At 59.7% G+C, this 8,999-nt stretch carries 10 protein-coding genes and 3 pseudogenes; 8 read left to right on the top strand and 5 right to left on the bottom strand.

The annotated features are described in order from the left end of the window. Positions 1-251: 251 nt before the first annotated feature. The 5 genes and pseudogenes from NWI01_RS19935 to NWI01_RS18010 form a co-directional block, all read left to right on the top strand. Positions 252-353: pseudogene (locus NWI01_RS19935) on the top strand (helix-turn-helix domain-containing protein); the annotation flags it as partial. Between the two features lie 193 nt (positions 354-546). Next, a pseudogene (locus NWI01_RS17995) lies at positions 547-747 on the top strand (TonB-dependent receptor plug domain-containing protein); the annotation flags it as partial. Between the two features lie 242 nt (positions 748-989). Further along, positions 990-1,502, top strand: coding sequence for a copper resistance D family protein (locus NWI01_RS18000; RefSeq protein WP_141385324.1), 513 nt, complete (start codon positions 990-992; stop codon positions 1,500-1,502). Then, positions 1,496-1,732, top strand: a complete 237-nt coding sequence (locus NWI01_RS18005) for a hypothetical protein (protein ID WP_181410581.1) — start codon at positions 1,496-1,498, stop codon at positions 1,730-1,732. Before NWI01_RS18000 ends, NWI01_RS18005 begins: the two co-directional genes overlap by 7 nt. Positions 1,733-2,002: 270 nt before the next feature. Continuing rightward, the gene (locus NWI01_RS18010; RefSeq protein WP_079447067.1) at positions 2,003-2,206 is read left to right on the top strand and encodes a DUF2171 domain-containing protein; all 204 of its coding nucleotides are present in this window, start codon (positions 2,003-2,005) and stop codon (positions 2,204-2,206) included. Between the two features lie 444 nt (positions 2,207-2,650). Here NWI01_RS18010 and NWI01_RS18015 read toward each other — a convergent pair whose 3' ends face one another. Both NWI01_RS18015 and NWI01_RS19940 read right to left on the bottom strand, forming a co-directional pair. Next, complete coding sequence (locus tag NWI01_RS18015) at positions 2,651-2,992, bottom strand: SemiSWEET family sugar transporter (RefSeq protein WP_141385326.1); 342 nt, start codon at positions 2,990-2,992, stop codon at positions 2,651-2,653. Between the two features lie 623 nt (positions 2,993-3,615). Next, positions 3,616-3,786, bottom strand: a complete 171-nt coding sequence (locus NWI01_RS19940) for a hypothetical protein (RefSeq protein WP_244613880.1) — start codon at positions 3,784-3,786, stop codon at positions 3,616-3,618. A gap of 164 nt (positions 3,787-3,950) precedes the next feature. Between NWI01_RS19940 and NWI01_RS19945 the strand changes: the two genes are divergently transcribed. Further along, positions 3,951-4,436, top strand: a complete 486-nt coding sequence (locus NWI01_RS19945) for a hypothetical protein (RefSeq protein ID WP_244613881.1) — start codon at positions 3,951-3,953, stop codon at positions 4,434-4,436. A gap of 434 nt (positions 4,437-4,870) precedes the next feature. On the opposite strand, the gene NWI01_RS20405 is transcribed toward NWI01_RS19945, so the two are convergent. Next, the gene (locus NWI01_RS20405) at positions 4,871-5,311 is read right to left on the bottom strand and encodes a DUF2934 domain-containing protein (protein WP_375782193.1); all 441 of its coding nucleotides are present in this window, start codon (positions 5,309-5,311) and stop codon (positions 4,871-4,873) included. A 318-nt stretch (positions 5,312-5,629) separates the two neighbouring features. Further along, positions 5,630-5,830 (bottom strand): hypothetical protein, encoded by a 201-nt coding sequence (locus tag NWI01_RS18030; protein ID WP_141385327.1) that lies wholly within the window; start codon positions 5,828-5,830, stop codon positions 5,630-5,632. A gap of 959 nt (positions 5,831-6,789) precedes the next feature. On the opposite strand from NWI01_RS18030, the gene NWI01_RS19950 reads away from it, so the two are divergent. Beyond that, positions 6,790-7,146, top strand: coding sequence for a DUF4142 domain-containing protein (locus tag NWI01_RS19950; RefSeq protein ID WP_141385329.1), 357 nt, complete (start codon positions 6,790-6,792; stop codon positions 7,144-7,146). 196 nt (positions 7,147-7,342) lie between these two features. Here the strand turns inward: NWI01_RS19950 and NWI01_RS18045 are convergent, their stop codons facing one another. Beyond that, complete coding sequence (locus NWI01_RS18045; RefSeq protein ID WP_244613882.1) at positions 7,343-8,296, bottom strand: YihY/virulence factor BrkB family protein; 954 nt, start codon at positions 8,294-8,296, stop codon at positions 7,343-7,345. Positions 8,297-8,892: 596 nt separating this feature from the next. On the opposite strand from NWI01_RS18045, the pseudogene NWI01_RS18050 reads away from it, so the two are divergent. Beyond that, a pseudogene (locus NWI01_RS18050) lies at positions 8,893-8,999 on the top strand (IS110 family transposase); the annotation flags it as partial.

The following is an 8,999-nucleotide window of genomic DNA, read 5'->3' on the forward strand; positions in this document are numbered from 1 at the left end:
TGACCTAGGGGTACCGGACCCTTCACCGCCTCCTACCAAATCAACGACCTGGCGGGACCGTATGAAGGAGCCAACCTCAGCTCTCATTTCAACGGCGGCAGCACGGGCATCCGCCTGCGTGTAAAAGAACTCAAAGTCATGATCGTAATTGCCGAAGCATATCGCGTAAAACGTTCAACAAAAATCTGCACCGCAGTGTCATCTTGGCACGGGGCCGTAGGTCATCGAGACTGACCACCACTCCCTTTTCGGCCACAGTAGAGAAGTGGGAGAGCGGCGCGAAGAAACCGAGTGGTATCGCGCTCAAGTTGCTCTCTCTCGTGCAGAAGCATGGTCTGCGGCATCTCGCGTGAGTAATGGATGTCATGCAATCAAACGCATTGACCATAAAGTTGATAAGCATCGCTTCCACTCGCCGTTAGCGTCATCAGCGAGGGCTCGCCGCCAAAAAAAGGTGAAACTTCGCTCACGTTGCATTGCTCACGCAGCGTCGCACCGAGTTTGTCCCACTCCTTGTGCGCCGATGGCAGGAGTTCTAGCCTATAGGGTCCCGACGGTCGGATCTCAATCCGAGGCTCGGGTCTGTCGCGCAGCTTCGGCAACCGCGGGATTAATCCCTATATGGACGGCATCCCGATCAACACCGCCGACGGATTGTTCGACCTGTTCGAGATCGATCCGACCGCCTATCGCTACGTTGAGGTCTACAAAGGTGCTAACGCGCTCCGCTACGGTGCTAACTCGCTTGTAAGCAGTGGTCGGACTATGGTTTCGGGCGCGCTGGTATGCGGCCTCGTGGCAACCGTCGCGCTGATTGGTCAACAAGGCGCCGATGCACTTGAGTTGCCGTTAACCGGATTGGCGAGCGGAAAAACTTGGCGGGTCGGGTTTGAGACGTCGTTCGGCATGACGGCAGTCGTCGCCGCAGTCGCGATGTCCGCAGGGCTTCTGGCCAAGCGAAGGCACGCCCGACGCCTATCTTTCTCGGCATGACGATCGCCGGTGTTTCCCTTGCTCTCAGCCGCCACGCCAGCACGGCCGTACCGCAATGGCTGACCAGACCAGCCGTGTTCGTTCACACGATTTCGGTTCTGTTTTGGGTTGGGTCGCTCGCGCCGCTTGCCATTATCATGCGGGGAGAGGCGCACGAAGATGTCTTGGCACGCTTTTCCAAAATAATACCTTGGGTGGTCGCTGCGCTTGTCGTGTCGGGTTTGGTCCTCGCGATCATTCAAGTCGCTGATCCTGCTGCGTTGATTTCGACTTCCTACGGTCGCGTTTTGGCTGCCAAACTCGCTTTGGTAGCCTTCATCCTAACGCTTGCAGCATGGAATCGGCTTCGACTGACGCCCGGGGTCATGAGCAGAGCTCCGCGAGCCGGTCAAAAGTTGGCCCGCTCGATCGTGGCGGAAACAGCAGGGGTGCTTGTTATTCTGGGTCTGGTGGCCGGCTGGCGATTCCACGCCGCCATGTGGGCATGGCACAAGTCGACGTCGTGCTGATGTCCGGCGATTTCGGATCGCTCGACGCCAAGGAGGTGCGCCTGACGATCGAAAACAAAATGGCCGGCATCAAGGCAATCTCCCGGGAGGCGGCCAAAACAGTTGATGGTCACTGGCTAGTCCGGCAACTCCCATTCCCTGTCGGCGGCCGGTGGGATATTCAGATCGACATCCTCGTCAACGATTTCGAGAAGACGACGCTGCAAGATCAAGTCACTATTCGCCGTTAAGCACACTTTGGCTTCTTCCTGGGAGCCGGTTCTTGATGAGCTCCTCGAACTGCTTCTCGCTGTAGGCCGGCTGAATGACGGGTAAGCCGCTGACGAAGCCCTCAATCTTCATTATGCAAGATGTAGGACATGGAACACCTCCACGTCCGATCGTGCCGCGCGCTAAAAGCTTTCCGGTCGCTATGAACGGTATAGGTGCGACGGCAGCGCGATCAGTGCAACCATTCAGCTGGCATGGGAGTTGTGCCCGGCCACAGGAGACTGATGCAAATGCACGAGATCAGAGAGCACATGAAGGTCGTCGACAAGGACGGCGCCGAAGTCGGCATCGTCGACGAGGTCGAGGTGAGCCGCCTCAAGCTGGAGAAGGGCTCTGACAACCAGCACCACTACGTCGACAAGGAGCTGGTCGCAGATGTCGAAGGCAATACCGTGAGGCTCTCGGTGCAAGCCAAAGAGGTAAAGAGGCGCTGAAGTATGCATTGCCGCGCTCTACGGCGGCAACGCGCTTCGCGTTTGCTCCGTCGCGGTTCGTGACGGAGGCGCCATCAGCGAGTACTACTGCGAATGCAATATGCGCCCATCCGCCAAGCATTGGTAGGGCACGAGAGGGTTTGTTCCGCAAACGGCCTCCTAATCTCGCCATGTTTGGCCTCTCCTGCGGCATTAGCTGCCATACGCGGTACGTCGCTAATCGGTAGGGGAGGTGCTTAGCTTCGAGCTTCATGGTTAATTGGTCTTAGCTTTTAAATTCGTGGGCCTGCCGACCTTCTTCCCGTGCCTTAGAGCCACTGCTGATTTCTGCTCGCTTGCTGATAATCCGCCTCTGCCTCCGGCTTCTTTTGCATCCATTCAATTACAATACCGAAGGGCTTGGGGTTCGCCAGCAACGCTATCCCCAACCGCCGTGAATGAGGGCTATTCTCGCGCAATTTGCGGCTTGGTTGAGCCACTTTTAACTTTGAGAAAGTCTGCGCCTTGATGTTTTGAGCTCGAGCGACGGGGCCTATCTTCCCTGAGCTTGAACCACAGTATGCCCGCGAGACAGGACAGGCTCAACGCGTTGGCGATGATGATGACGATGTCCTTCTTGAAGATGCCGTACACGATCCACGCGGCAACGCCGGTCGCAAGCACGCTGAACATCATGAGCGACAGGTCTTCGGCTTTGCCGGTCTCCCAGCACTTCTTCAGCTGCGGAACGTATGAGACGGAAGTGCAGAAGGCGGCGAAAAAGCCGACGAGTGTGGCGGTGTCCATAGCCGTGAACGTGCCGGCGCCACGCCGGTTCCTATAGGGTTTCGCAGGAAAAGCGGTCCCGCAGATTAGCGGAGCCCAGCGAGCCACCTCAGGCTCTCTGCTTTGCAAATCTGATGACCTTCGCTTCCTTCGGCCGCACGAGCTGCTTGGGGAAACTTTAGGCTTGTCGCCCGTCCCCGCCTCAGCGGGCCACCCCAGACTATCGCAGGCCAAAAGCTGGTCAGCGACCTTGCAACGCGCTGCCTATCGCCTTGCCGCCGTGGATAAGCGGTCCCTTGGACGATGGCATCCACGGCAGTAAAATATTCGGGTGCCATCCCCATCGGCTAGGGGAGGAAGACTTCCGCGGTCGTTACCATCTGGGTCTCGCCAGAAGCGGTTGCCGCCCGCGGAGAGCTTGTCGGCCTGGTTGCGCGCTCCGGGGCATGGCGACCGTGGTTTCCGGTTGATGGCGACCAGGGCACGCAGTCGCTGCCTGACTGGATAGGCTCGCACACACGGGCTTTCGCTTTTTTCGGCGGCGTTCCGGCGATGGTGGTTTCCGACAATCTGAAGTCCGGCATCACCAAAGCCTGCTTCTACGAGCCCGCCGTCAATCGAGCCTATGCTGAGATGGCGGCGCACTACGGCACGGCGATCGTGCCGGCGCGGCCCAGGAAGCCGCGCGACAAAGCCAAGGTCGAAGTCGCCGTGCAGGTCGCGACGCGCTGGATCATCGCCAAGCTCAGGAACCGCCAGTTCTTCTCGCAGCCGGAGTCGAACGCGGCGATCCGGGAGTGCCTCGTTACACTCAACGACCGCGTGTCGCGGCACCTGGGCGCGAGCCGGCGTGCCTTGTTCGACGCGACAGACCGATCGGTCTTGAAGCCGCTCCCAACAGCGCCTTACGTCTACGCCGAATGGAAGCAATGCAGGTCTCGACTATCATGTCGAGGTCGCTGGTCATTATTATTATTCTGTGCCGCATGCACTGCTGCGCGAGACGCTGTGGGCGCGGATCACCGCGCGGACTATCGAGCTTTTCCATCAAGGCACTCGCGTCGCTGTCCATGTGCGCTCGTCATCCAACCGCCGCCACACGACAGTGCGCGAACATATGCCGTCCGGCCACCGGTGCTATGCCGACTGGACGCCGGAACGCATCCAGCGACGGGCGAACGAGATCGGGCCGAAGACATCGGCTCTGATCGAGATCATTCTGCGCGAGCGAACGCATCCGGAGCAAGGCTTCCGCGCCACGATCGGCATCCTGCGGCACGCCTCCAACTTCGGCCATGAACGGCTCGAAGCCGCCTGCGGTCGCGCCCTCGATATCGGCGCGCGCTCCTACACGTCGGTGACGTCCATCTTGAAGAATAATCTGGATCGCCAAAGGCCCGCCACCGCCACGGACGGGCCTGCGATAGTTCATTCCAACATCCGTGGCACCCGCTACTTCCCCTGAGGAGACGACACGCAATGCTGACCCATCCCACCATCGACCAGCTTCGAGCCCTCAAAGCCCCCGGCTCGCGGCGCTTAGCTTCGTTAGGTGTAGGAAGGGTTTCCCTGATCACTACTTGGAGCGGAGGCCCCGAGCTTCGCTTTCCCCAGTGTACCACGACGACCGCTCGTCAAAATGACGGGATGAGGATAACGCAAAAGCAGCCCCGCAAAGGCAGTTCCGCTAGTGTCAGACCGCAGTGCAGTCCCCGGGGCACGAGGCCCATTTCCTCAGTGTAGCACTACTTCGCGAGCTTCTCGCCCGCGCGCACGCGGCGCATGTGGTCCTTGAGCGCCTCGTCGGAGCCGAGCTTCTTGCGCAGGTTCTCCGCGCGCTTCCTGCCGAGCCCTCGGCGTCCGGGTCTTTATCCATACGGAAATAATAGCACGGCGTGGCTAAGAGGAGCGTGGCGCTAAGCTATCAAGTCCGAGGCGCGGGGGCGGTCGGGCTTTTGCGATCGCGCTGCTCCTGCTCGGCTTGGAAATAGACTCCTGGTCGCGGCCTTCGGGGCACCCGGCTTTCTCCCACAAATAGTAGGCGAGGATCTTGATGTCCTCGTCATTGGGTTTGGCAGTCTGGGGTGATGGCGTCGCGGAGGTGCCTGAAGGCGCTGCTGGGGCCGGGCCTTCGCGTGACACGTCGTCCAAGGTCTTGCGCGCGAACTCGATCCTATTTCCAAACCGACCGCCGCGGCTGACAGTTCGACCGCTGCGGTATCCTTCACGACTTCTCGGAGCTTCTTTCGCATGGGAATCATCCGCCGCTGTTTGGCCCGGCGCTGCCGGGCGGGCGCCGATAAAATGCCGAGCGTGAGGCTTGGTTCCTGAAAAGTGCACGGCCCCGCAGCGGTCTCGGGGGCGGGAGGCGCAGGGGCCGTGCGGGGGGTCCGCTGGGGGAAGTCGGCCCCGTCGCCCTGATATGTACGCTCAGCCCGTCTTTGTAAGTCCCTTGAACGAGCTCTGGCGCAGCAATCCCTCAGATGTGATGTCGCGGTACGCTAAGCAGCAGACATTCTAAGCCTGGTTCGCCGTGAACGCGGAAGCCATACACTCGCGCGCCTCTCAAAATAGACCCGCCGCTCCTAGGGAGGCGGCGGGGCAAGTCGGGTTATACTCATCGCAGGAGGCAACGCGGGGGGAGCGGCGCGGTTCCTGCTATTTCGGCGGCTGGAGCCCGGGAGAGTTGACCCACGCCTCGATGTTCGCGGCGCACTCCGCCTGCCGGATCTTCTTGAGGAGGTCGTACCGTTCAGCGCTATCGGGCATGCCTTCCGCCTTGGCTCGCTCGCCGTTGGCGAACTCCGAGAGGCGGTCCTGAAGCGATGTAGTCTGCTTGAAACGACGCCGTGTCTGCATGGCGCTGCTCCTTTCCGTAAGAGGAAGGCGTGAGCGCGAGCGGGCGTTCTCATCACCGATAGAAGCCACGAACCGTGCGGTGATTATGCATAATTGCACATCGGGCCGTTATGTTCTGTGCACTAGTGCGCACACGCAATTCACAAGGCATTGATGCGCCTAAGGCTGTCTTTTAGGCTTTTGCTCATTCGTCTCGTTCTTCCACTGCGCCCACCGCGGCCCTTTCCCTTTTCGGACGGGTGCATCCGCTCGCCGCCGAACGCCGCGCTGCAGGGCGCGGATCTCTTTGCGCTGCCGACTGATTTGGTAGCGCATGCGTTCGATCTCGGAACGCAGAAAGGGAAGGTCGGGCATGGAAGTCTCGTCGGCGGTGGATGGCCGACGAATAAGAACGTAAAGGGAACATGGAGTCAAGGACGCATGCGTCGCCGCGCTGCGGGTGCAAGCTTATCCGCAGCGCGGCGCGCCGCCGCGGGCGAGTCCGCGATCCGCTTACTTCCCGCCGAAATACACGATGTAGACGATCACGAATGCGGCTATCACGAGCGCGCGGTCCCGGCCACCAGCACGTTGCGCATCGTGGGGCCGCGCTCCGCTCCCCGGGCTTCCCTCGCGGTCTCGATGATGCGCCCGTCTTCCATCTTGCCATCGCTCTTCTCCTAGGTGTTCACCTTCCATCTTCCGGGAAGACGGTTCCGAGCTCGTTCCCTTGCTCGTCAACACGGACCGGAGCGCACGGCCCCGCATGCCCCTAGCGAAGGTATCGCGGGACCGTGCCGGCCGCGGTGGAAGAAGCCGCAGCCTGTCGTATAAGCCGGTTCATGCCGGCGCGTTCCTAAGCCGCGCTCCGAAGGGCGACCTCTGCAGCCGGACGACGCGCGCCGGCGCGATGTGCCGCGGACTTGGAACGGCGGGCTGGTTGGCGGGTGTTCCGATGCTAACTTTAAAGGAGTTCGTTTATGGCCCATAACAGTTCGCCGCCCGCTCCCGACAGCGCGCGTTCTTCCGGCAACCTGGTTTCGAGCGACAAGTACAACGGGAAGGCCGTCTACGGCGCCGAGGACAAGAAGGTGGGCGCGATCGAATGCGTCATGGTCGACAAGTCCACCGGCGAGCCAGCCTATCTTGCGCACCAAACGGTCGAACATCAGAAGACCGCGCAGCCTTTGGCCTGGGAGATTGGGCAGGGTGAAGATGCCGACCTGCAACGGTTTGCATCGGAAACTCTGCCGACCGTTCTTGAACATCTACGGGCGGCGCGCGATCTCGCGGCCCAGATTCCTGTAGATGTTTCGCAGTCGAACCAAAAGAGGTAGGTTTTCCCGTAGCATAAATGCGTATGCGGTTTGTTGCGACAAGAATTGGCAGAACTTTTCCTTTGCATTTGTGAGGCGTCCCATCAGTCGGTCACGCGGCTGGGAGCTTTTCAGGGGGACCCACTGCAATCCGGCGAAATCCTGGAGCGATCGATAGGCAAATTCTAGTTCACGAGAAGCGGAGGCAACGTTTCCTTTAGGAGCGCAGCCGCTTCATACCCTCGGTTAAAGAGCCATTCTGCGTGGCATAACTGTGAGTAACTTCAGCGCCCATCAGGATGATCTGCGACGTGTAGTAGACCCAGATCAGGACGACCACAATCGAGGCGGCTGCGCCGTACGTTGATTCCAGTCCCTGCTTGCCGATGTAGAAGCCAATCCCCGCCTTGCCGATTTCAAAAAACACCGCGGTGAGAAACGCTCCCAGCCAAACATCGCGCCAGTCTACGGAGACGTCGGGCAGCCACTTGAACATCATCGCGAATAATACCATTACGACCACGAACGACACCAGCATTGTAACGATGTGCAGCACGCCTTCCGGCAGATACGCGGAGGCGTGCTTGCCTGCCGCAGCCAAGCCTGCGCTGACCAGGAGCGAAACCAGCAGCAAAAATCCTAGGCTCAAAACGGCCGCAAATGACAGCAGGTAATTGCGAGCGAAGTGCCAGAGTCCGGATTCCTTTGACTGCTCGACTTCCCAGACCACGTTGAGAGCGTCTTTCAATTGCACCACTACGCCGATGGCTGCAAAGAGAAGCGCTCCTAGACCCAGGATGCTAGCCACGAGCCCTGCCGTCGGTCGGTTGGCGCCTGCCAGCATCGCTTCAACTGCTTTCGCTCCGTTGTCACCGAGCATATTCTTGATCGACGACATAACCTGCGCGGTGGCGGCATCGTGGCCGAAAAGAAGGCCAGCCACGGCGACGGCGATTACGATTATTGGGCCCAGTGAAAAAACCGAATAATAGGCGAGGGCGGCTCCTTGCCGTGCATCCTTGTGGCTGGACCAATCGCTCGCAGCCTGCTTCATCACCGTCCACCACATGTCTGGTCCCATTCCTCCCTCGCCCGTGGTCGCAATGCCTCGGGCGATGACAAGTTCCTCGACCAGATTGGCTGACGGCGAGTTGGGCAACGTTTGAAACATTTGCTTGGACTGTTGTCCTGTTCCGACTCCATTTCCCTCTGCCAGCTCCTAAACTCTGGGCGACCCGCAGCAGGAGGTTCGAGTTCGCGTCAACGGTTAGGAGAGGAATCGTATGGATCACGTCCATCCCGCACTCCTAAGCAAACTCAAGAAACATTCGAGACTGAGAAACGACGAAGTCGCTATGTGGTCCTTCTCATATTCGATTCGCTCACTAGTCCACGATGAAGATATTAAAAGACAGGATGGCGATCCAAACCATGCGGTCCTCGCTGCTTGGATACTGTGGCGCCATTTCCTTTTGCGCGGCGGAAAGCGTCGGCGACGGGGTGGTCCGAGATACAGAGTTCTCGATAGGCGGCTGTTGAGGAGCGCAATCTCCTTTCGCTTCTATCCAGGTATTCTTCGGTGGTTTCCACGTCGACTTTACCCCAGGAGAACAGGAGAACTCCAACATTCGACGACGTGGGATCCAATCGTTCCGGCGGGTTGCCTCCCGTAATCGGTCTGACGTCGGCGTGGCGGCTGGTACACAGCCGGTTGGCGTGGCGGCGGCTGCTAGAACGGCTCCTACGGCAACACGTGGGAGGCGTTCGATGGAATTCTTTTGTGGCCTGGACGTTGCGATGGACGAAACCGCGATCTGCGTGGTGGACGACAAGGGCACGGTGTATCTGGAAACCTCAACCTTGAGCGTTCCGGC

Origin of the sequence: Nitrobacter winogradskyi (assembly GCF_006539545.1) — a bacterium.
In the GTDB taxonomy this organism is placed as follows: Bacteria; Pseudomonadota; Alphaproteobacteria; order Rhizobiales; family Xanthobacteraceae; genus Nitrobacter; species Nitrobacter winogradskyi_A.